19 protein-coding genes are annotated in these 22,600 nt (G+C 68.5%); 14 read left to right on the top strand and 5 right to left on the bottom strand.

Annotated elements, in window-relative coordinates; all coding sequences use genetic code 11:
- The first annotated feature begins 607 nt into the window (after positions 1-607).
- Positions 608-2,428, top strand: a complete 1,821-nt coding sequence (locus FNH24_RS14455; protein ID WP_152362897.1) for a hypothetical protein — start codon at positions 608-610, stop codon at positions 2,426-2,428.
- Between the two features lie 36 nt (positions 2,429-2,464).
- Here FNH24_RS14455 and FNH24_RS14450 read toward each other — a convergent pair whose 3' ends face one another.
- The 3 genes from FNH24_RS14450 to speD are packed head-to-tail and all read right to left on the bottom strand — an operon-like array spanning position 2,465 to position 4,895.
- Positions 2,465-3,622 (bottom strand): type III PLP-dependent enzyme, encoded by a 1,158-nt coding sequence (locus FNH24_RS14450; RefSeq protein ID WP_152362896.1) that lies wholly within the window; start codon positions 3,620-3,622, stop codon positions 2,465-2,467.
- Positions 3,619-4,524: a polyamine aminopropyltransferase gene (speE, locus tag FNH24_RS14445; protein WP_161606136.1), complete on the bottom strand. Its 906-nt coding sequence runs from the start codon at positions 4,522-4,524 to the stop codon at positions 3,619-3,621. The genes FNH24_RS14450 and speE overlap by 4 nt, the downstream gene beginning before the upstream one ends.
- Positions 4,521-4,895, bottom strand: a complete 375-nt coding sequence (speD, locus tag FNH24_RS31460; RefSeq protein WP_161606135.1) for an adenosylmethionine decarboxylase — start codon at positions 4,893-4,895, stop codon at positions 4,521-4,523. Before speD ends, speE begins: the two co-directional genes overlap by 4 nt.
- A 161-nt stretch (positions 4,896-5,056) precedes the next feature.
- Between speD and FNH24_RS14440 the strand changes: the two genes are divergently transcribed.
- Genes FNH24_RS14440 through FNH24_RS14420 form a run of 5 tightly spaced genes read left to right on the top strand, consistent with a single transcriptional unit; the run spans position 5,057 to position 9,000 of the window.
- Positions 5,057-5,410: a hypothetical protein gene (locus tag FNH24_RS14440; protein ID WP_152362894.1), complete on the top strand. Its 354-nt coding sequence runs from the start codon at positions 5,057-5,059 to the stop codon at positions 5,408-5,410.
- The gene (locus FNH24_RS14435) at positions 5,410-6,783 is read left to right on the top strand and encodes a glutathionylspermidine synthase family protein (RefSeq protein WP_152362893.1); all 1,374 of its coding nucleotides are present in this window, start codon (positions 5,410-5,412) and stop codon (positions 6,781-6,783) included. The genes FNH24_RS14440 and FNH24_RS14435 overlap by 1 nt, the downstream gene beginning before the upstream one ends.
- A gap of 9 nt (positions 6,784-6,792) precedes the next feature.
- On the top strand, positions 6,793-7,689 hold the full coding sequence (locus tag FNH24_RS14430; protein ID WP_152362892.1) for a DUF350 domain-containing protein: 897 nt from the start codon (positions 6,793-6,795) through the stop codon (positions 7,687-7,689).
- Positions 7,690-7,726: 37 nt separating this feature from the next.
- Positions 7,727-8,434 (top strand): DUF4178 domain-containing protein, encoded by a 708-nt coding sequence (locus FNH24_RS14425; RefSeq protein WP_152362891.1) that lies wholly within the window; start codon positions 7,727-7,729, stop codon positions 8,432-8,434.
- A 23-nt stretch (positions 8,435-8,457) separates the two neighbouring features.
- On the top strand, positions 8,458-9,000 hold the full coding sequence (locus FNH24_RS14420) for a potassium channel family protein (RefSeq protein ID WP_217428225.1): 543 nt from the start codon (positions 8,458-8,460) through the stop codon (positions 8,998-9,000).
- On the opposite strand, the gene FNH24_RS14415 is transcribed toward FNH24_RS14420, so the two are convergent.
- On the bottom strand, positions 8,997-10,964 hold the full coding sequence (locus FNH24_RS14415; RefSeq protein WP_152362890.1) for a vWA domain-containing protein: 1,968 nt from the start codon (positions 10,962-10,964) through the stop codon (positions 8,997-8,999). The two genes, FNH24_RS14420 and FNH24_RS14415, sit on opposite strands and share 4 nt — an antisense overlap.
- On the bottom strand, positions 10,961-12,367 hold the full coding sequence (locus tag FNH24_RS14410) for a magnesium chelatase ATPase subunit I (protein WP_152362889.1): 1,407 nt from the start codon (positions 12,365-12,367) through the stop codon (positions 10,961-10,963). The genes FNH24_RS14415 and FNH24_RS14410 overlap by 4 nt, the downstream gene beginning before the upstream one ends.
- 73 nt (positions 12,368-12,440) lie before the next feature.
- Here FNH24_RS14410 and nadE point away from each other — a divergent pair, with 73 nt between their 5' ends.
- The 8 genes from nadE to FNH24_RS14370 all read left to right on the top strand — a co-directional run bounded on the left by nadE (position 12,441) and on the right by FNH24_RS14370 (position 22,593).
- Positions 12,441-13,259, top strand: a complete 819-nt coding sequence (gene nadE / locus FNH24_RS14405; protein ID WP_152362888.1) for an ammonia-dependent NAD(+) synthetase — start codon at positions 12,441-12,443, stop codon at positions 13,257-13,259.
- A 7-nt stretch (positions 13,260-13,266) separates the two neighbouring features.
- Positions 13,267-15,516, top strand: a complete 2,250-nt coding sequence (locus tag FNH24_RS14400) for a family 78 glycoside hydrolase catalytic domain (RefSeq protein WP_152362887.1) — start codon at positions 13,267-13,269, stop codon at positions 15,514-15,516.
- Positions 15,517-15,629: 113 nt separating this feature from the next.
- A complete protein-coding gene (sepH, locus tag FNH24_RS14395; protein WP_152362886.1) occupies positions 15,630-16,877 on the top strand; it encodes a septation protein SepH in 1,248 nt (415 codons plus the stop codon).
- Between the two features lie 209 nt (positions 16,878-17,086).
- Complete coding sequence (locus FNH24_RS14390; protein ID WP_152362885.1) at positions 17,087-18,910, top strand: ABC transporter substrate-binding protein; 1,824 nt, start codon at positions 17,087-17,089, stop codon at positions 18,908-18,910.
- A gap of 30 nt (positions 18,911-18,940) precedes the next feature.
- On the top strand, positions 18,941-19,951 hold the full coding sequence (locus FNH24_RS14385; protein WP_152362884.1) for an ABC transporter permease: 1,011 nt from the start codon (positions 18,941-18,943) through the stop codon (positions 19,949-19,951).
- Positions 19,952-19,953: 2 nt separating this feature from the next.
- Positions 19,954-20,856, top strand: coding sequence for an ABC transporter permease (locus tag FNH24_RS14380; protein ID WP_152362883.1), 903 nt, complete (start codon positions 19,954-19,956; stop codon positions 20,854-20,856).
- Positions 20,853-21,779: an ABC transporter ATP-binding protein gene (locus tag FNH24_RS14375; RefSeq protein WP_152362882.1), complete on the top strand. Its 927-nt coding sequence runs from the start codon at positions 20,853-20,855 to the stop codon at positions 21,777-21,779. The genes FNH24_RS14380 and FNH24_RS14375 overlap by 4 nt, the downstream gene beginning before the upstream one ends.
- Positions 21,772-22,593 carry an ABC transporter ATP-binding protein gene (locus tag FNH24_RS14370; RefSeq protein ID WP_152362881.1) on the top strand — a complete coding sequence of 274 codons (822 nt, stop codon included), beginning with the start codon at positions 21,772-21,774 and terminating at the stop codon, positions 22,591-22,593. The genes FNH24_RS14375 and FNH24_RS14370 overlap by 8 nt, the downstream gene beginning before the upstream one ends.
- Positions 22,594-22,600: the final 7 nt, after the last annotated feature.

Raw genomic sequence — 22,600 nt, 5'->3', positions numbered from 1 at the left:
GCTCCGGTCCGCCCGCTCGCGTTCCGCTGCGGACGTTGAGTCGGCACGGTGCGTGGCCGAGCTTGCGTCGAGAGTGCACTTTTCCACCTGAATTCGTCCAACTCGCGTGGATAAGGTCACACTCGGCGCAGTCGGCGCCGATCCGCAACCGAGATCGCTGCCGGCCTGCGTCGAGTGGACAGTTTGGGCAGGTCCAGGCGAGGATCCGCGCCCAAAGTGACCACTCGCGGAGTCCTTGGTGCGTCTTTCCGTCCGACAGGCCGAAACTCCCAGGAGAGGCGCACGGTCCTGGCTTGCCCCCTTCGACAGGCTCAGACATGCTTCGACAGGCTCAGGGAACGAACATGCGGCAGCTCCGCCCGAACAGGGGATGCAACACGACAGTTCCAAGATCATCGGTGGATCCCAGGCTGAGCCTGTCGAAGGGGCAGGCCCTATGGGTTCTGCTCAATATCAAGTCACGCGCAGTTCAGATCGCCGAATTCGGCCTCGAACCCGTTCGCGGATGCGATAGGCACTACCCGAGTTCAAGATCATCGGTGGGATCCGGCTGAACCGGAACCGCGGTCGTCCTGGAGTGTCAGTGGTGGCGGATAGCGTTGTGGGTATGGAATCGGGGGCTGAACTGATCGATGGCGACGGGGTCGTCGTCGATCTTCCCGAGCTCGATTCCGATCAGGCGTTGGAGTTCCTGAAAGGCGCGTTCGCGCTCGAAACCCGGGCCGAGTCCAACCAGCTGCAGATCGCGGCTCATTGGGCCGATCTGCACTCCGGCGACGCGCTCGCCCGAAACACGACCGCCCGGCCGGGCCGAGAACGCGCCCGGACGATCGGCGGCGACGGTACCCCGGCGATCGGTGAATTCTGCGTCGGCGAGTTCGCCGCCGTCGCCGGTGTGTCGACCTATGTCGGGACGAGGCTGATTGCCGACGCGCTCGATCTGCGACACCGCTTCCCGCAGACCTGGGCTCGGATCGGCCGCTATGAAGTCCCGATCTGGGTCTGCCGCCGGGTTGCCGACAAGACCCGAATCCTGTCACTGGAGGCGGCTCGGTATGTCGACGCGGCGATCGCACCCTACCTGTCCTCGCTGCCCGCACCGCGGCTGTTCGCGCTGCTCGAGGCCAAGATCATCGAGGCCGACCCGGCCGACGCCGAAGCCCGCGCCAGGTTCTACCAGGCCCAACGCTTCGTCCGGACGGGCCGGACCACCGACTGCGGGATCAAGACCCTGATCGCCCGAGCCGAGGCCGGCGACGTGATCATGTTCACCGCTCTCTGCGACCGGATCGCCCAGATCCTGAAGTTGAACGGCGACACCACCCCACTCGACCTCCGCCGATCCAAAGCCATCGGCATCATCGCCAACCCCCTGCGCACCATCGCCCTCCTCGCCCAGTACGAGGGTCGCAACGTCACCGACGCAGCCGAACCCACCACTCACGCCGTAGATCACGAAACCCAGATCCGGCTCACCGAGGAGACATCCGGCGATCCGTTGCCCGAGCCCGCCGAAACGCCAGACCAGTCACGCCCGGCTTCCGGTGATCATCCGGCCTGCCCTTCGACAAGCTCAGGGAACGAACACCTCGACCGACCCGGACGACCGACCTCGCTCCCTGAGCCTGTCGAAGGGCAAACCGGACCGTGGCCAGCACCCGGTCCGGATGATCATCCGAACCGGCCGTCCCCAACCTCAGGGAACGAACACGACGAGGAGGTGGTGATCACCGAAGCTGATCTGCATCCGGCCGAGATCGAGCCCTATCATCCGGTCGACTACGCCGCCGACCTGCAAGCGATCCTGAACCGCTACCGGATCACGCCGCGTGACCTGCTACCCAAGACCGTGATCTACCTGCACGTCGACCGCGACACGATCCTCAACGACTCCGGCGTAGTCCGGGTCGAAGACGTTGGACCGATCACCGCCGAACAGTTCCAACACTGGATCCGCGGCAAACACGTCACCATCACCCCCGTCATCGACCCCGCGAATACGCCCGCAGTCGACGGCTACCAGACCTCGGACCGGATCAAGGACGCTTTGCGGATGATCACCCCCGCGGAGGCCTTTCCCTACGGCACCAACACGTCCCGTCGGATCGATCACGATCATGCCGTCCCCTACCGGCCACCCCCAGACGGTCCGCCGGGTCAGACCTCGATCAAGAAGGTGATCCGGCTCGGCCGAACAGGCCACCGCCTCAAGACCCACGGCGGCTGGCAGGTCCGCACGCCCGAAGTCGGCACCCAGCTCTGGCGCAGCCCACACGGCTGGCACTTTCTCATCAACCCGGCCGGCACCCTGTCCCTGGGCAAGAGCGAGTATGCCCGCACGATCTGGGACACCATGATCAACGACTTCACCGCCACCCACCATCCCGACGAAATCGACGATGCCGACGAGGAAGAGCCCGCCGGCTGATCCAGGCCCCGCGGATCACCGACCCGCTCGGACGGCTCAGACCGCCTTGTGGGTCTCGAGGTCGATCACGGTCGGGCGGGGGATGCCGTTGAAGTCGGAGGCGTAGGCCAGGGTGTAGGCGCCGGCTCCGGTGATCATCAGGCGGTCGCCGGTGCGGGTGCCCGCCGGCAACCGTACGTCGTGGCTGAGCACGTCGTCGCCGTCGCAGGTCGGGCCGGCGACGGTGAAGCGGGTCAGGGGTTCCGTGGTCGGGGCAATGGGTTCGATCCGCTGCAGCAGCCGGCCGAATTCGAGGGTCTCCAGCAGGGACTGGAAGACACCGGTGTCCAGATAGAGCCACTCCTCGTCGTCGCGGGTCTCCCTGCCGATCACGTTGGTCAAGATCACCGCGCTGTCGGCCACCAGGGCACGGCCGGGCTCCGCGATGGCGTCGACTCCGGCCGGAAGGTGATCATCCAGGGCCGCCCGGATCTCGGCTGTGACCGATTCCAGCGCGGCGTCGCCGGCCTCGGCATAGTCGACCGGCAGGCCGCCGCCGAGATCCAGCGTGGTGAGGGGGATGCCGGCCGAGCGCAGGTCGTCGATCAAGGTCGAACAGATCCGGATCGCTTCGGTCCACAGCTTCGGCACGCTGCTCTGCGAGCCGACGTGGAAGGTCAGGCCGAACGGCTGCAGACCCACAGCTTGCGCGTAGGCCACCAGCTCAGGAACCGCCGCCGGATCCGCGCCGAATTTCGCCGACATCCGCTGGCCGTCGACGTTGAGATCGTCGGGCACCCGGACTCGGCACTGCACTTGAGCCCCGGGCGCCAGCCGGGCCAACTTGTCCACCTCGTCGCGGGACTGGAATGCGTAACCGAGCACGCCGAGCCGCTCCGCGTACGCGATGTGATCGGGAATCTTCACCGGGTTCGCGAACAGCAGCCGCCCCGGCTCGATGCCGGCCGTCACCAACTCGCGGCACTCCTGGGCGCTGGCCACGGTGTACCCGGCCAGCCACGGATCCAGGGCCCGGACCACCGACCCGTGGCCGAAGCACTTGTAGGCGTAGTACAGCCCGACGCCGGGCAGCTCGGCCCGCAGCTTCCGGGCCCGTTCGGCAGCCCGGTCGGCGTCGACGAGCAGCACCGGGCCGGCGAGCTCGTTCCGCTCGAGCCAGTCGCCCGCGGCCTCGGACCAGGACACGGCGGTCATGCCGGACCGAGCAGTTGCCGGCGCAGGTACGGCGGCAGCGTCATCGACGCCCGATAGCTGTCGTAGTCGAGATAGCCGGACTCCCCCGTGACACCACCCAACCGCGCCTCGAACTCCGCCCGATCCAGCCGGTCGAGCTCCGCGGCCGAGGCCATCACGAAGCCGAAGCTGGTCAGCTGATAGGACGGCACGACGGCCTGGTGCAGCCGGACGTGGGGAAAGACCCGGCTCAGCCGTTCGACCTGTTGCCGGACCTCGTCCGGCTGGAAGATCAACGACCCGCACTGCGTCATCACGATCCCGTCCGGCGTCAGCCGCCCCGCGACCAGCTTCAGGAAATCGGCGTCGAAGAGCCGCTCCGCCGGGCTGCCCTCGACCGGATCGGTCAGGTCCAGCACGATCACGTCGAACCGCTGGTCGGTCTCCGCCACGAAGGCGTACGCGTCCTGCCACACCAGCCGCGTCCGCGGATCCTCGAACGCCCCCGAGCTGACCGACGGCAGGTAGCGGCGGCAGACCCGTGACACCGCCTCGTCGATCTCGACCTGGGTCACGGATGCCAAGCCACCGAAGCGAAGCGCCTGGCGCAGCGCACCACCGTCACCGCCGCCGGTGATCAACACCGAGCTGGGCGCGCCGTGCTGCACGCCGGGCAGGGTGACCATCAGCTCGTGATAGATGAACTCGTCGCTCTCGGTCACCTGGACGATCCCGTCGATCGCCAGCAGCCGGCCGAAGAAGGGCGTATCGAAGACCTGCAGCAGTCCCCACTCGGAGCGCTCGTCGACCAGCACCTCGGCGACCTCGATGTTGATCTTCAGGCCCCGCCGGCCGTGCGGCAGCTCGACCTCGGTGAACCACGTCCGCCCGTCCGACTCGTGCACCGTGCCCAAAAGGCTCACCGCTCGCCGCCCCGGGCGATCGTCGTCGGCGCGTAGCTCTCCGCCCGCAGCCCCTCGGCGACGATCTCGGCAGCCGCCTCGGGCCGCATCGTGTCGCCGCAGGTGAAGATGTCCATCGCCGCGAACCGCTCCTCCGGCCAGGTGTGGATGGCCAGATGAGACTCCGCCAGCAGCAGCACCATCGTCACCCCGTGCGGCTCGAAGCGGTGCGAACTGACCTCTAACACGTGGGCCCCGGCTTCGGTCGCGGCCCGGGTCAGTAGGCTGCGTAGGGAGGTCGGGTTGTCCAACAGTCCAGGATCGCAACCGAACAGGTCCAGGACCAGGTGACGCCCCGAGACACTCCGGTGGTTGGTTCCTACCGATGACACTTCGGCAGGCTAGCATTCCGGCGTGTCGGGCGACGGAGCGCGCGGGTCGCACCCATGATCAACTTCCGCCAGGCACGGGAAAGGGACGACTTGTGACACGGCGAATGTCGGGCTTCAACAAGGCGCCGCGTATAGTCACCGCGGCCGCGGTCGGAATCTCCATGACCGGTGTCCTCAGCGCCTGCTCCCTGGGCGGCCAGGAGGACGTCTACTGCGTCGACAAGGACAACGTGGTCGTCGACGAGAGCAAGTGCGACGACTCGGGCGGCGGTGGCGGCGGGTTCTTCTTCCTGATCGGCGCCTTCGGTGGGGGGTACGGCCCAGGCACCCGGCTGGACGGCAGCCGCGGCCAGCGGATCAGCTCCACCGACCGGGCGGGCCGCGAGCGCGCCGGGCTGCCAGGGTCGGGGCGGGTTTCCAACGGTTCGAAGAGTACTTCGGGGTTCGGCAAGAGCGGCTCGGGAGACTCCGGCAACAAGGGCGGCTGGGGCGGCGGCAGCAAGTCCGGTGGCTGATGCAACGCTGCAGCGGTAAACCCCGGCAGGACTGGCAGAACATCATCCTGACCGACGGTCTGGTCTATTCGCCGACCGAGAAGCCCAACGGCACGATCATGCAGTACTGGAAGGAATCGGCCTTTTACTCGATCCCGCTGGACGAGGTGCTGCTGCTCGAGCGGGCCGCGGTCGAGATCTTCGACATGTTCATCGCCGCCGGGGACTACATCGTCGAGCACCCCGAGATCATGACCAAGATGGGCATTCCCGAGTACGCCTGGCGGCAGGTGATCAAGACCTGGAACGACGAGCCGGCCTGCCAGAGTGTGTACGGCCGCTACGACCTCCGGTTCGGCGGTCTTGATCATCCGGACCCGGGGATGCGGGTGCCGAAGGTGTACGAGTTCAACGCCGACACCCCGACCTGCCTGCTCGAATCCGCTTGGGTGCAATGGAACTGGCTCGAGCACACCGGCCAGGGCACCGACCAGTGGAACTCCATGTTCGAACGGCTGATCCAGGCCTGGACCCGCAACCTCGGCCTGATCGAGCAGCGGCTCGGCCACCGGCCGCTGGTCCATTTCGCCTGCAGCAACGAAGAGGAGTCCGGCGAGGACGTCCTCAACACCTGGTATCTGCGCGACGCCTGCGAGGACGCGGGCTATGCGACCAAGGGCATCTTCATGGAGACGATCGAGCTCGGCGACGACGGCCGCTTCTACGATCCCGACGGCGTCCATATCGACGTGATCTTCAAGCTCTATCCCTGGGAATACATGGTCAACGAGGAGTACGGCGAGCCCTGCTTCCGGGACATGGAGACGATCGGCCGGCGGGACGAGAGTGACAGCTACACCGGCGGCACGATCTGGATCGAGCCGCCGTACAAGATGCTCTGGAGCAACAAGGGCGTACTGGCCGTGCTGTGGCAGCTCTACGCCGGCACCGAGCAGGCCAAATACCTGATCCCGACCTGGTTCGACGGCGAGCAGCCGGCGGGCCTGACCGACTACGTCCGCAAGCCGCTGCTCGGCCGGGAAGGCGCCAACGTCGTGATCTATCGCGACGGCGAGGCCACGCTGGAGGTGCCGGGCGACTACGGCGACGAGGGCTTCGTGGTGCAGGAGTTCGTGCCGCTGCCGGAGTTCCCCGATCCCGACGGCGACAGCAGCGTGCATCCGGTCCTCGGGGTCTGGATGATCGACGGCGATCCGGCCGGATTGGCGGTGCGGGAGAGCTCGGGGTTCGTGACCGATAACCTCAGCTTCTTCGTACCGCACTCGATCCCGGACAACGCCGATTCGACCTACACCCCACAGGAGCCGGTGCGACGTTACGAGCCGCCGGTTCCTGCGGGAATCAGCCGGGTCACCGTCGCCACGTTCCGCTAAGGAGACTCGATGGTTCTCGACAATCTCGTCGGGTACGCCGCCCGGATGCCCGAGATCGCGCTGGCCGGCGCGATCTTCGTGTTCTGGCTGGCCGCGCTGTGGCTGACGATCAACCTGATCACCCGCTTCGACGACAACGACGAGATCACCCGGCGTGACAACCGGGCCTACGCGGTCAGCCGGGGCAGCCTGGTCGCCGCCCACGCGATCGCGCTCACGTTCTCGATCACCGACTACACCTACCAGCCCGGAGTCTTCATCCAGTGGGAGTTCCTCGGCTGGATGATGGCCGAGGGCCTCTACATCTATCTGGTGCTGCTGCTCAGCCGCCCGATCGTCGACCGGCTGGTGCTGTGGAAGGCGAACAACCTCGAACTGCTGCGGGAGGGCAACCTCGCGGTCGGCTTCGCCGAGGCCGGCGCCTACCTCGGCATCGGGGTGATGCTCGGCTCGTCGCTGGTCGGGACCGCCGCGGGCGGCGTCTGGCTGACGATCGTCAGCTCGTTCGTCTTCTACTGTCTCGGCATCGGCTGGCAGTTCGCCGGCTTCTGGATCCACGAGGGGATCACCCGCTACAACCTGCGGGCCCGGCTGATCGAAGGGCGCCCCAGCACCGGCCTGGAGACCGGCGGCCTGTTGCTGGCCATGTCGCTCGCGGTCAGCCCGGCGGTCGCCGGCGACCTCGACGGCTGGGGCATGGGGATCGCGCTGTTCGTGCTGGTGGCGGTGTGCTCGTTCGTGCTGCTCTACCCGATCTGGCTGTTGCTGCGCACCTTCGGCCCCGGGCGTAGCCTTCACGACAGCAGCGACGCCGGATCGACCGGGCTGGCCGGATCGATCGTGAATTCGATCATGGTGGTGATGCTGGGGTTCTGCGTCAACCAGCTGATCACCGTGATGTTGTGACGGCACGAGCCGTCGAATCGACCGAGGGAGAACCGACGTGGACGTGCTGGGCGTGATCTTCGTGATCATCTTGATCATCATCGCGATTGTGGCCGGGCTGTTGTTCTGGCGGCACTACATCAAGCAGAAGGTGGAGAAGGAACGCGCCGAGAGCCGCGCCGACTACCTGAAGGCGTCCCGCGAGGCCGACGCGTACATGGGTCCGGACGACCTGTCACCGAACAGCGACCTGACCCGGATGCAGCCGGGCGACTGGCTGTCCTATCTCGACCTGCCCGGCAACAAGCGGATGGTCAAGGGCGTGATCGAGTGCACGGTCGACTCGACCGGCTATGTCTGGTACGAGGTGCACCTCGAGGACAACGCCTGGATCTCGGTCGAGCCGGGCAGCAATGCCGAGGTCACCGAATGGCGCAACATCCCGGCCGGCGACGTGCAGGGCTTCGCGATCGGCGTGATGGACATCCGCTACCAGGACGTGACCTACTCGCGGAACGAGGCCGGCTACGGCTCGTTCGCGGCGCGTGGCAACACCGACACGCCGACCCGCGGCCGGGTCGAGTTCGCCGAGTTCAAGACCTCCGACGGCGAGAAGTACATCTCGTTCGAGCGGTTCGCGCTCTCCGACGAGGCCCTGGACCAGGTCGAGTTCGCGGTGACGCACGGCGAGAAGCTGGCCCACACGTTGCTTACGCTCTACCCCGGCGGCAACGAGGGTTCCGAGGTCGCCGACGAGCTGAAGTAGCCAGTCCGACCGAGGGGGCGACGATGCCGAACGAACGCAGGGATCCCGGCCATCCGATGGTGGCCGCGGTGCGCCGGATCATGAACCGGCTGCGCTGGGTGATGTTGCTGATGGTGATCGTCTTCGTGGCCAACGCCGCCCTCTTCGCCCTGGTCGAGCCGGACCGGGACTTCGGCGACGGCCTGTGGTGGGCGGTGGTCACCTTCTTCACCGTCGGGTACGGCGACCTCTACCCGACCACCGACCTGGGCCGGCTGTTCGGCGGCGTGTTCATCGCCGTCGCGGCCGTGCTCTGGTTGATCACCGGCGCCCACATCATCGCGTTGATCTTGGAAGCCAAGAACGTCTACACCCATGCCGAGCAGGAACGCAACGAGGCGGCGACGCTGGCGATCCTCAAGTCGCTGAAGATCGTCGAGGCCGACCGGACCGAGCTGCCTGATCTTGAATGGTGGGTGGACAAGCAGCACTTCCATCCGAGCCAGGATGTCGACGACGACGAGGCGGAGCTGGCGGCGATCGAGGACGAGCTCGCGGCCGAGAGTCAGGACTCCCGGCGCGACTAGCGGTTTCGGCCGCGCCGGGCGCTCAGGTAGTCGGCGACCACGTACTCCCCCAGCCGGTCGGTGTCGGGGGTGAAGACGCGGCCGCCGCAGCGACGGGCGATGGCGTCGACGAACCGGGCCAGGCCGGGATCGTCGCCGAGCATGAAGGTGTTGATCACCGCGCCGTAGCGGGCCAGTTCGTCCACCTCCGCGACCGTGACCCGGACCGTCTCCGCCGTCGTCGGGTACGCGAACCGCGCCGAACCGTCACCGGTGAGATGGGCGGTCGGTTCGCCGTCGGTGATCACCAGCACCACCGGCTCCGCCTCCGGATGCCGGCGCAGATGCCGGCCGGCGATCATCAACGCGTGCTGCAGGTTCGTGCCCTGGATCCATTCCGGCTCGATCTCGGCCAGTTCCACCCCGTTCAGCTGCCGGGCCAGCCGGTTGAACCCGATCACCTGCAGCGCGTCCTGCCGGAACCGGGTCTCGATCAGCTGGCTCAGCGCCAGGGCGGTCTGCTTCATCGGCGCCCAGCGGCCGTCCTGCAGCATCGAGAACGACAGGTCGACGCAGAGCGCGACCGCGGCGGCGGTGCGCCGCTCGGTCTCGGCCACCTCGAAGTCGGCCACGTCCAACCGGAGTCGGTCACCCGGGCCGGTCGGCCGGCCGCGTTCGGCCGTGCGGAGGTAGGCGTTGGTCACCGTCCGCGGTACGTCGATCGGCAGCTCGTCGCCGAACGTCCACGGCCGGGTGGAGCCGATCAGTTCGTCGGCCGCGCCGGTCCGGTGATCATCGTGATCACCGAGTCCGGAAGCGGCCAGCTGCTGGAACACCCGGCGCAGTGCCGTCTGACCCATCCGGCGAACCGCCCGCGGGGTCAGCCGCAGCCCGTCGGCGTCGCGGCGCAGGAAGCCCTGCCGCTCCAGCTCCCGTTCCAACTGCCGCAGCCCGTCCAGGTCGCTCACGGCCTCCCGGCCGAGGTGCCGCTCCAGCGCGTCCACGTCGATGTCGTCCAGGGTCGCGCCCGGATAGGCCTGGCCGAGCTGGGAGCCGAGGTCCTCGAGCTCGGCCAGCTCCGACACCGCCTGGACCGCCTCCGAGTAGCCCATCGGCTGGTCGCCGCGCATCCGGACCGCCGACTCGCGGTCGAGCCCGGGCCGCAGGTTGCGCAGGTTGTCCGACAGCTGCGCCATCGCCGAGGCGAGATCGGCATCGCCCAGCGCCTGGTTGATCAACTGGCCGAGTTGATCACGTTGCTCCGGGCTGAGTGAGTTCATCATCCGTTGCGCCGCTGCCTGGCGCCGGGCCAGGGCGTCGATCAACTCCTCGACGTTCTGCGGGTTCTCCGGGAAGAACTGGCCGTGCTTGGCCATGAAGTCGGCGAACCGCTCGGTGGTGTCCTCGGACCGGGCATGGGCGGCGAGCAGCGCGTTCAGGTCGGCCAGCATGTCCTTGATCGCCGCCATCGCCGCCGGGTCCGGTGACTCCATCGCCTGTTTCAGCCCCGCGAACTGGGCGTCCAGCACCTCCCGGCGCAACTGCTGGGTGATCGACTCGAAGATCTCCTTGGCCTCCGGCGAGGTCCACTGGTAGTCAGCCAGTGCCCGGATCGCGCCGGCGGCGTTGTCGGGCAGGGTGGCCAGCTCCAGCTCGGCCAGCCGGGCGTCCGGGCTGTCGGACCGGGCCAGCGCGTCCCGCTCGGTGGCCAGCGCCTGGTCCAGGGCGGCCCGGACCTGATCAAGGGTGCCGCCGAGATCGCCGCGCCGGCGGGCCAGCTCACGCAGCCGGCGGAGCCGCTCGGCCAGCCGATCCAGCCCCGACCTTCCGTCCAGGCCCTGGCGGAGCAGCTCCCGCATCGCCTCGTCGATGCTGGATGCGTTGAGCACGTCGTCGCCGATCTTGTCGATCGCCGCCCGGAGGTCGAACGGCGGCGCCAGCGGATCGGGCCCGCCGCGCCACGGCCCGTACCGGAACTTGCTCATTCCAGCCCGCCCCGCGGTTCGGTCGGACCGTAGACGGCACGGCCGTCGATCAGGTCCTTGTCGATCCGCCGGGTCAGGTGCAGACCTTCGAGCACGAACTCGACCGCCGCCGCAGCCTGACCGCGGTCGGCGCCGTCGTGGTAGCCCAGCCGGTCCAGCACCCGGGCCAACCCGGCTACCGGCCCGACCTGGTCCAGCAGCCGGTCGGCGGTGGTCTGATCACCGGTCTCGATCAAGGTGCCCTCGCCGATCACGGCGGTGAACCCGGACAGATCCTCACCGGCCAGCCGATCCCGGAAGGTCGTCGCCACCGCCAGCCGGAGCAGATGATCAAGCAGCGCCCGTTCCCGGCCCTCCTCCCCCAGCTCGAACTCGATCTTGCCCAGCAGCGTCGGCACCACCGGAGCAAGATCACCGACCCGGGCCACCGCCGTCGAGTCGCCGAGCCGCGCCGAGCGGCGCAGGGCCGCCGCGGCCACCGACTCGGCCGCGGCGATCGCAAACCGGGCCGAGATGCCGGACCGCTGGTCGATCGACGACGACTCGCGCAGGTTGGCCGTCAGGTGCGCGATCACCTCGAGCAGATGATCACCGACCTCGGCCGCCACCTGGGCCTCCTGCCGGAGCAGCGCCACCTCGTCGGTGATCTCGGACAGGTAGTGGGTCCTGATCTCGGCGCCGAACCGGTCCTTCAACGGCGTGATGATCCGGCCCCGGTTGGTGTAGTCCTCCGGGTTCGCGGTCGCGATCAGGAACAGGTCCAGCGGCAGCCGCAGCGAGTACCCGCGGATCTGGATGTCCCGCTCCTCGAGCACGTTGAACAGCGCCACCTGGATCCGTTCGGCCAGGTCGGGCAGCTCGTTCAGGCCGAAGATGCCGCGGTTGCCGCGCGGCACCAGGCCGTAGTGCACGGTCTCCGGATCGCCCAGGGTGCGGCCCTCGGCGACCTTGACCGGGTCGACGTCGCCGATCAGGTCACCGACCGAGGTGTCCGGCGTCGCCAGCTTCTCGGCGTACCGGTCGTCGCGGTGCAGCCAGCTCACCGGCAGGTCGTCGCCACGTTCGTCGGCCAGCCGGCGGCAGCGGACACAGACCGGCCGCAGCGGGTCGTCGTTGATCTCGCAGCCGGCGATCACCGGCACCCACTCGTCGAGCAGACCGGCGACGGTGCGCATCAGCCGAGTCTTGCCCTGGCCGCGCTCGCCGAGCAGCACCAGGTCGTGGCCGGCCAGCAGCGCGGTCTCCAGGTCGGGCAGCACCGTGTCGCCGAAGCCGACGATGCCGGGAAACGGTTCCTCGTTGGACCTGAGCCGGTGCAGCAGATTGTCTCGAAGTTCTTCCTTGACGGTTCGTGCTTCGTAGCCAGTCGCGCGGAGCGACCCGAGGTTGTGTGCCAGGGTCATGTTTCGACCCTACGACCGCGCCGCAAGACCGGTTCCCTAGGCTGAGCGATCGAACCGTCCGCGAGGGAGCCCGATGAACGACGAACAGCGCTACCTGCAGGAACTGATCATCGCCGAGCTCGGCGTGCCGGCCTCCTTCGACCCGGACGGCGAGCTCGAGCGCCGGACCGAGTTCCTCGCCGACCGGCTCCGGAGCACCCACGCGACGTCGTACGTGCTCGGCATCAGCGGCGGCGTCGACTCCAGCACCGCCGGCCGGCTGTGTCAGCTCGCGGTGGAACGGATCCGGGCCGAGGGCGGCCGGGCGACCTTCATCGCCATGCGACTCCCGTACGGCGTCCAGGCCGACGAGGCCGACGCGCAGCGGGCGCTGGAGTTCATCCGGCCCGACGAGACGCTGACGGTCGACGTGCAGCCGGCCACCGACGCGATGGTCGAGTCCGCGCGGCACGCCGGGCTGGGTGAACGCGAGGACTTCCACATCGGCAACGTCAAGGCCCGGCAGCGGATGGTCGCGCAGTATCTGGTGGCCGGGGCGCGCAACGGGCTGGTGGTCGGCACCGATCATGCGGCCGAAGCGGTGATGGGCTTCTACACCAAGCACGGCGACGGCGCGTGCGACCTGACCCCGCTGTCCGGGCTGTCCAAGCGCCGGGTCCGGGCGCTCGGGGAACGACTGGGCGCAACGCCGGAGATCACCGGCAAGGTGCCGACGGCCGACCTGGAGACCAACAACCCGGGGCTGCCGGACGAGGCCGCCCTCGGCGTCAGCTACGACGAGATCGACGACTTCCTCGAAGGCCGCGACGTCGACGAGAAGGCGGCCGCGACGATCATCGCCACCCATCGCCGGACCGTCCACAAACGGGCGATGCCGCCGGGGGTCGGCTGAGGCGGGCATGGACTCGACCCCGATCTGGGCAGCCGGCGATCCCGTACCGGACTGGTGTTTCGTCCGGCACACCTTCGAGCTCGACGATCGGCCGATCGCCCGCGCGACCCTGCTGATCACCGCCTCCTCGACCCTCCCCTCGCTGCAGTACGTCTACCGCGCGCACCTCAACGGCACTGTCCTCGGAGTCGGCCCGACCCGGCCGATCGCCGACGAGACCCGTTACGACCACTACGACGTGACCGGTCTGATCACGCCGGGCCGCAACGCCATCGGTGCCCTGCTCTACACCACGGATGATCATCGGTTCCAGGCCGAACTGCGGATCGAACCGGTCGACGGGGCCATGATCACGATCGGCACCGGCCAGGACTGGCGGGCCCGGTCGGCGACCGACTGCTTCCCCGAGGCCGGCAGCATCGGCACGAAGGTGTTCGCCGCGCCGGTGGAGGACCTGGACGCGCGGGTCTATCCGCACGGTTTCGACGCCGCGGACTTCCCGGACCGCTGGCCCGCCGCGATGCCGCGGGCTCCGTTCGAGCGGCTGGTCGCCTCGCCGCTCGCGCCGGTCGAGCGACACCTGGCCGAGCCGGCCGCGATCCTGGTCGACGACGCCGCGGGGATGGTGATCGACTTCGGCCGCGCCTGGGCCGGTGGTGCGCTGCTCCGGGCCGTCGCGACCGCCGGCGACCGGATCGAGCTGCGCTACGGCGAGGTGCTCGAGGCCGGCGACCGGCCGTCCGTCCGGTATCGGCTGACCACCGGCAACGTCTACCGCGACGTCTGGACCCTGACCGACGGGCCGCAGGAACTCGCGAGCTGGGGGCTCCGGGTGTTCCGTTATCTGGAGCTGCGCTACCTCGACGGCGCCCCGGAGCTGAGCGGCATCCGGGCTGCTGCCCTGCGCTACCGGTACGACACCGAGGCGTCCACCTTCGCCTCCTCCGATCCCGTCCTGGACCGGGTCTGGCAGCTGTCGGCCGACACGATCGAGGCGCTGAACCTCAACCTGTACGTGGATTCCTGGACCCGGGAGCGGCTGCCGTACGAGGCCGACGCCTACCTTCAGCAGCGGGCCCACCTGGCCCTGGACCGGGATCCGGCGCTGGCCCGCTATTCGGTCGACTTCACCCTGGCCAACCGGACCTGGCCGACCGAGTGGCCGCTGTTCGCGCTGCTGGCCGTGCACGATCTGTGGTGGACCACCGGCGACCTCGGCCAGGTCCGGGAGCAGTACCACCGGCTGGCCGGGTTGCTGCCGACCCGTTGGCTCGACCCGGCGACCGGGCTCGTCCGCAAGCCGAGCGACGGCGGCGCCGCCGGCGACCTGGACCGCGGCGGGTTCGACCGGGATCTGGTCGACTGGCCGCCGAGCGAACGGGACGGCTACCGGTTCGGCGAGGTCAACACGGTGATCAACGCGCTGGCGTACCGCTGCTATCGGGCGGCGGCCGAGCTGGCCCGGGCGGTCGGCGAGCAGGTCGATGCCGGACGGTACGACAGCACGGCCGACCGGCTGGCCGCGGCGATCGACCGGCACCTGTTCGATCCCGACGCCGGCCGCTACGTCGACGGGCTCGATCCGGACGGGACCAGGATCGATCATCATGCGATCCACGCCCAGCTGTATCCGCTCTGGGCCGGCGCCGTCCCGGCGACCCGTGTGGCCGGGGTGATCGCCGACCTGGCCGGGCGCGGCATGGCCTGCAGCGTCTACTCGGCGGCGTTCCTGCTCGAGGGACTGTTCGAGCACGCCGCCGGTGCGGTCGCGCTGCCGCTGATCACCGCGCCGGGCCGGCGGAGCTGGCGGCACATGCTCGACCTCGGCGCCGGCGCGACGATGGAGGCCTGGGACGTCGAGTTCAAGCCCAACCTGAGCCACTCCCATCCGTGGGGCGCCTCGCCCGCGTTCCTGCTGCCGCAGGGCCTGTTCGGGCTGCGGCCGTTGCAACCCGGCTACCGGTCGTTCACCATCCGGCCGCAGCCCGACCGTGGTCCGGAGCGGGCCGAGGTCCGGTTGCCGGTGCCCGATGGCACCATCGTGGCCTCGTACCAACGGACCGATGATCGACTGGAGCTCCTGGTCGACGTGCCGCCGGGCCGCACCGCGCAGCTGGCCCTGCCGGCCGGGACGGGGTCATCCGACGAGGTCGAGATCGACGGTCGGACCTGCCGGCTCCGACCCGATGGCCGGTGGCTGACGGCCCCCGAGCCGCTGCCCGCCGGGCAGCATCGGGTCGCGGTGAATCTCAGGTAGAGGTCGAAGTATCGCCGGACATCAGTGCGTCCTCGCGTCGCCTCCCGCGCCGGTCCCAGACGGCGGAGTAGGTTAACGTCGAACGAATACCACGGGGAGGATCGGCTGAGGCGATGCGCACGGCGCGACTGGTGGGACTGAGTCAGGACGGACAGTCCCTTGTCGTCGCGACGGATGCTGGAGAGGAGCTTGCGCTTCCGGTCGACGATCGACTGCGTGCGACGTTGCGCGGTGATCGTCCCCGACTCGGACAACTGGAGATCGAGATGGAGAGCGTACTGAGCCCACGCGATATTCAGGCACGGATCCGGGCCGGGGCGAGTTTGGAGGAGGTCGCCCGGATCTCGGGGATGCCGGCCGACCGGGTCGAACGATTCGCCGGACCGGTGCTGTTGGAACGAGATCACATGGCCGGTCAGGCGATGGCCTCCTCGGTCCGGCGCCGCGGCGAGACCTCGGGCCACAAGAACCTCCGCCTCGCGGTGACCGAACGCCTGGCCGACCGCGGCATCGATCCCGACAAGGTCGACTGGGACGCTCGCCGGATGGACGACGGACGCTGGGCGGTGACCGCCGAATACCGCTCCGGTGAGAACGCCCGGCTGGCCGAATTCCACTTCGATCCGCGCGGCCGCTACTCACTCGCCGGCAACGAGGAGGCCCGCTGGGTGCTGGGCGAGGCCAGCCCGGCGACGGACCCGCAGCCGGGCCGGCGCCGCCCCGTCCGAGCCGTCGAGGACAGCTACGAGAACGAGGCGGCCGAGCCGACCCTCGACCTCAACGACGAGCTCGCCCTGGTCCGCGCGGTCCAGGTCGATGAGCCCGATCCCCCGATCGAGTCCGAGGACACCGAGATCGGCGACTCCGAGGGCGGCATCCCGGATCGGCACCAGGCCGCCGCGTTCGAGGAGGCCGAGTCCGACTCCGGCCTGGAGACCCTGTACGGGATGCTCGGCGGCGAGGGCTATGCCGAGGACTCCGTCGCCGTCTACTCCGGGCTGCGCGAGGAGAGCCACGGTCCGGTCGGCTGGGAGCCGGAGATCGTGGTCGACCATCCGGCCGCCACCGACCAGCCGTCGCCCGCCAACAACCGCCGCGGTCTCCGCCCGGCGCCCGATCCGGAGCCCGAGGTCGACGCCGAGCCCGACTTCCGGCCCGAGCCGGTCGAGGAGGAGTGGGCCGAGGTCCCCGAGGCCGAGCCGAGCTTCGAGCAGGAGCAGCTGGTCGCGGCCGAGCCGGATCCTGAGCCTGAGCCCGAACCCGCACCGGAGCCGGTCAAGCCGAAGCGGACCAAGAAGAAGCGGGCCTCCATCCCCAGCTGGGACGAGATCATGTTCGGCGGCCCCCCGCGCAAGGACTGAGCGGATCGTTCGTTCCCTGAGCCTGTCGAAGGGCGTCTGTTTCGTTCCCTGAGCCTGTCGAAGGGACCGAATTCATGATCATCCCGTTGCCACGGGCGGGTGCGTCGGGCATACTCACTATCGATTTGCGTAAACGCTTCCGCACGGACCGCGAAGCGCTACGTGCACCGAGATCAATTTGCTCGCAGCCCCAACGGAGGTAGGCCCCGATGAGCAGAACGACTCCGATCCCCGAACCCCTCGCGACCTCCGGATCGCGACGCTCCTTCCTGCGCGCCGCGGCCGCCACCGGCGTCGCCGCCGGCTCCGGCGGGGTGCTGCTCACCGGCTGCGAGGGCTCGATCAACGAGACGCCCGATGACGGCAACAGCGAGCGGGCGCGGACGGTGATGTTCGACCACGACGGCGGCCGGGTCCAGTCGCCGGACCTGTGGAACCCGTTCGTGCCGGGATTCCGGACCGGGGCCGGCTTCCACCAGGCGATCATGGAACCGCTGTTCATCCTCGACTACGAGAGCGGACAGATCGAGGGCTGGCTGGGTGAGAAGTTCGAGCCGAACGCCGGCCAGGATCTCTGGACGCTGACTCTGCGACCGGGCATCACCTGGGCCGACGGCGAGGTGTTCGACGCCGACGACGTGGTGTTCACCCTGGAGTTGTTGATCAAGGGCGGCGCCGAGATGACCAACGCCGCCGCGATGCAGGAGTGGGTCAAGGGCGTCAAGAAGGTCTCCGACCTGGTGGTCGAATTCACCTTGCTGAAGCCGAATCCCCGCTTCCTGCTCGACTACTTCTCGGTCAAGGCCTACAACAGCTTCCCGATCGTGCCCGAGCACATCTGGCAGGGCAAGGATCCGTTGCAGTTCAAGAACTACGACAAGGCGAAGGGCTGGCCGATCTTCACCGGGCCCTACCGGCTGGAGTCGGCCGAGCCGACCCGCTTCGTCTACACCCGGCGGGACGACTGGTGGGGGGCCAAGGCCGAGTTCAAGCCGCTGCCCAAGCCGGAGCGGTTGGAGTGGTCGGCGATCGAGACCGAGGAGATCCGGGTCGCCCGGGCCAGTGATCATCAACTGGACAGCGTCGCCGACCTCACCGCCGGCGCGTTCGAGAGCCTGAAGTCGCGCAACCCCGACATGGTCACCTGGCTGCCGGACCGGCCGTTCGCCTGGACCGACCCGTGCACCCGGCTGCTCTCGTTCAACAACGCCCTGGAGCCGTGGAACGACCGCGAGATGCGCTGGGCGATCAACTACGCGATCGACCGGGACGAGGTGGTGCGGATCGCGTACGAGGGCACCACGACGCCGGCCCGGTTCTTCTTCCCCGACTATCCGCCGATGCAGAAGTACGTCGACCTGCTCGACTCCGAGGGCCTCTTCGACGAGTTCCCGATCTTGACCCACGACCCGGACCGGGCCAAGTCCATGATCGAATCGAAGGGCTACACCCGGTCCGGCGACGGCTTCTACACCAAGGGCGGCAAGGAACTGCGGCTGCAGATCGACGCCCCGACCGAATACATCGAGATCTGGCGCTACGCCCAGGTGGTCGGTGAGCAACTGCAGCGGATCGGCATCAACGCGACGGTCCGCAAACTGGCCAGCGGCACCTGGGGTGACAACATCGCCAGCGGCAAGTTCGAGGCGATCTCCGACTGGGGCGCCTGCGGGTCGGTCACCGAGCCGTGGCTGTCGATGAGCCTGTACAACGCCGCCGACGTGGTGCCGATCGGCAAGACCGCCGCCGGCAACGGGATCCGCTGGAAGAACGAGGATTACACCCGCCAGGTGCTGTCCTTCGCCGACATCCCGCTCGGTGACGCGGCGATCGACGGCCCGTTCGTCGCCGCGGCCAAGCTGTGGCTGCGGGATCTCCCGTTCCTGCCGATCGCCCACGCCCGCAAGCTCTACGCCTTCGACACCACCTACTGGACCGGCTGGCCGAGCAAGGAGAACAACTTCCTGCAGCCGACCCTGGAGTGGGGCAACGCCCACAAGATCATCCACAACCTGCAGCCCGCGAACGCCTAGACCGGCTGACAATCCCTCGGGAGGACGCGTATGCGGGGAATCACGCTCGGCTATCTGGTGCGCCGGATCGGAGTGTTCCTCTTCACCATCTGGGCCAGTACGACGATCATGTTCGTCATCCCTCGGCTGGCGCCGGGCGACCCGGTCCAGTCCATGATCACCCGGATGCAGGCCCAGGGCGGCCACGTCGAGGGCAGCGCCAAGCTGGTGGCCGCCTGGCGGGAACGCTTCGGCCTCGACGATCCGCTCTACGTGCAGTATTTCAGCTACCTGAAGAGCATGATCACCTTCGACTTCGGCTACTCGTTGTCGCAGTTCCCGGCCGAGGTCGGCACCATGATCGGCCGGTCGCTGCCCTGGACCCTGGGCCTGCTCACCGTCGCCACCGTGTTGTCCTTCCTGATCGGGTCGGTGATCGGCGCGCTGATGGCCTGGCGGCGGACGCCGCGGCTGCTCCGGGCGCTGCTGCCGGTCTCGCTCACCTTCACCGCGATCCCGTTCTACATCCTCGGCATCGTGTTGATCTACATCTTCGTGTTCACCATCGGGCTGTTTCCGGTCTCCGGCGGCTATCGCAGCGGGCTGGAACCCGGCTTCAACCTCCGGTTCATCAACAGCGTGATCCAGCACGGCACCCTGCCGGCGCTGTCGATCGTGCTGGCCAGCATGGGCTTCTGGGCCCTCGGCATGCGCGGGATGATGATCACCGTGGCCGGCGAGGACTACCTGACGCTGGCCCGGGCGAAGGGCATCCGGCCGCTGCAGGTGCTGTTCAGCTACGAGGTGCGTAACGCCATCCTGCCTCAGGTGACGGCGCTGGTGATCGGTCTCGGCGGCATCGTCGGCGGCACCATCCTGGTCGAATACCTGTTCGGCTATCCGGGGATGGGCGCGCTGCTCTACCAGGCGATCAGCAACTCCGACTTCACCGTGATCCAGGGCATCGTCTTCATCCTGGTGCTGACCACGGTCACCGCCGTGCTCGCCATCGACCTGATCTATCCGCTGCTCGATCCGCGGATCACCTACGAGGGGAGGTAGCGATGGATCCCACCGTGCTCCCCCACCTGCCGGCGGACTCCGGCACCAAGGCCCGACCGCCGTGGCAGAACGTGAAGCTGATCGCCGGGTTGATCATGGTCGCCGCCGTGCTGCTGGTGGCCCTGATCGGCCACCTGGTCTGGGACACCGAGCTGGCCCGGGCGGCCAGCTCGCCGCTGAACCTGCCGCCGGTCTGGGCCGGCGGCAGCCCGAACCATCCACTCGGCACCGAGAACAGCGGCCGCGATCTGCTGGCCCTGCTGGTCGTCGGCGGCCCGACGACGCTGCAGGTCGGGTTGATCGTCGGCACCTCGAGCATGTTGATCGGCGTCGTCCTCGGCTTCACCGGCGGCTATCTCGGCGGGCCGGCGGACGTCGTGATCAGGACGCTGTCGGACACGGCGCTGACCATTCCGTCGCTGGCGATCCTGATCGTGATCTCCGCCTACGTGCGGGAGATGGACGTGACGACCATGGCGTTGATCGTGGCCCTCTTCGCCTGGGCCGGGCCGACCCGGCTGATCCGGGCCCAGGTGCTCACGATGCGTGAGCAGGGCTACGTCCGGATGGCCCGGCTGACCGCGCAGTCGACGCCCCGGATCATGTTCGCCGAGATGCTGCCCAACCTGCTGCCGTTCCTCGCGGCCGGCTTCATCGGCGCGGCCTCCGGCGGCATCCTCGCCGCGGTCGGGCTGGAGGCCCTCGGCCTCGGCCCGCAGCGGATCCCGACGCTCGGAATGACCGTGTCCAACGCGATCCAGGGCTCGGCCATCCTGCGCGGGATGTGGTGGTGGTGGGGGGCTCCGTCGCTGGTGCTGATGATCATCTTCATCGGCCTGTTCCTGGTCGCGGTCGGGCTGGACGAGGTGGCCAATCCGCGGCTGCGCGGGAGGTTGGCGTCATGACCGCTCCCGTACTGCAGGTCAGCGGCCTGCGGGTGCACTACCGCACCGAGGGCGGCGACGTGATCGCCGTCAACGGCGTCGACTTCGACGTCGCGCCGGGCGAGACGCTCGGCCTGGTCGGCGAATCCGGGTCCGGCAAGTCGACCGTGGCGATGGCCATCCTGCGGCTCACCACTCCGCCCGGACGGATCGTCGACGGATCGATCAAGCTCGCCGGCGAGGACATCGCGAGCCTGTCGGAGGAGCAGCTGCGGCGCCGCCGGTGGACCGAGATCTCGCTGATCCCGCAGGGGTCGATGAACTCGCTGAACCCGGTGATGCGGGTCCGGGATCAGCTCCGGGACGCGATCGAGACCCACGAGGGCAAGCAGTCCACCCGGGTGCTGAAGCCGCGGATCCTGCAACTGCTGGAAACGGTCAAGCTGCCGGCGAAGGTGTACGACCTCTTCCCGCACGAGCTGTCCGGCGGGATGAAGCAGCGGGTCTGCATCGCGATGTCGATCGCCCTCAGCCCGTCGGTGATCATCGCCGACGAGCCGACCAGCGCCCTCGACGTGGTCGTCCAGCGGACCGTGGCGCAGACCCTGCTCGAGGTGAAGTCCCGGCTGAACAGCTCGATGATCTTGATCGGTCACGACATGGCGCTGCAGGCGCAGCTGGTCGACCGGCTGGCGGTGATGTTTGCCGGCAACATCGTCGAGATCGGCCCGGTCCGGGAGCTGTTCCGCAACCCACACCATCCGTACACCCGGCATCTGATCGCCTCCATCCCGTCGATCCGGGAACGCAAACCACTGGTGATCAGCGGGCTGCAGTCCCCCGACCTGCGGATCCCCCGGCCGACGCCGGTGATGGCCGAGATCTCGCCGGGCCACTTCGCCGCCGTCGTCGATGATCACGAGGAGGCCGTCGCCCATGGCTGAGCCGCTGCTGGAGGTCCGCGACGCGACCAAGATCTACAAGAAGGGCAAGGAGGAGACGACCGCGCTCGACCAGGTCAGCCTGATCCTGTCCGAGGAGCCGGCCGCGATCACCACGATCGCCGGTGAGAGCGGCAGCGGCAAGACCACGCTGGCCGATGCGGTGCTCGGCTTCACCAAACTGAGCTCCGGCGAGATCCGCTACCGCGGTCGGGAGCTGTCGACGCTGGACCGGCGGCAGCAACTGGAATATCGCCGGGAGGTGCAGGCGATCTTCCAGGACCCGTTCGGCGTCTACAACCCGTTCTACCGGATCAAGCACGTCTTCAACACGGCGATCAAGCGGTTCCGGCTGACGTCGGACCCGGCCGAGGCGCGGCGGATGATCGAGGAAGCGCTGGAGATGGTCGGCCTGCGCGGCGACGAGGTGCTGGAGAAGCACCCGCACCAGCTGTCCGGCGGGCAGCGACAACGGATGATGATGGCCCGGGCCTACCTGCTCAAGCCGCGGCTGATCGTGGCCGACGAGCCGGTGTCCATGGTGGATGCGTCGCTTCGTGCGATGATCCTGGACATCATGCTGCGGCTACGCGACGAGCTCGGGATCTCGTTCCTCTACATCACCCACGACCTGAGCACCGCCTATCAGGTCGGCGACGAGATCTGCGTGCTCTACAAAGGTTCCATCGTCGAGCGCGGCGACACCCGGCGGGTGATCGACGCGCCGCAGCATCCGTACTCCAAACTGTTGATCAGCTCGATCCCGGTGCCGGATCCGGACGTCCGGTGGCAGCTGGCCGACGATGACGACGGCTGATCCGAGA

The sequence above is a fragment of the Microlunatus speluncae genome, assembly GCF_009299835.1.
Classification (GTDB): Bacteria; Actinomycetota; Actinomycetes; order Propionibacteriales; family Propionibacteriaceae; genus Microlunatus; species Microlunatus speluncae.
Note: the sequence above shows the minus strand (reverse complement) of the source record. Positions and strands in the feature narration are given on the sequence as shown.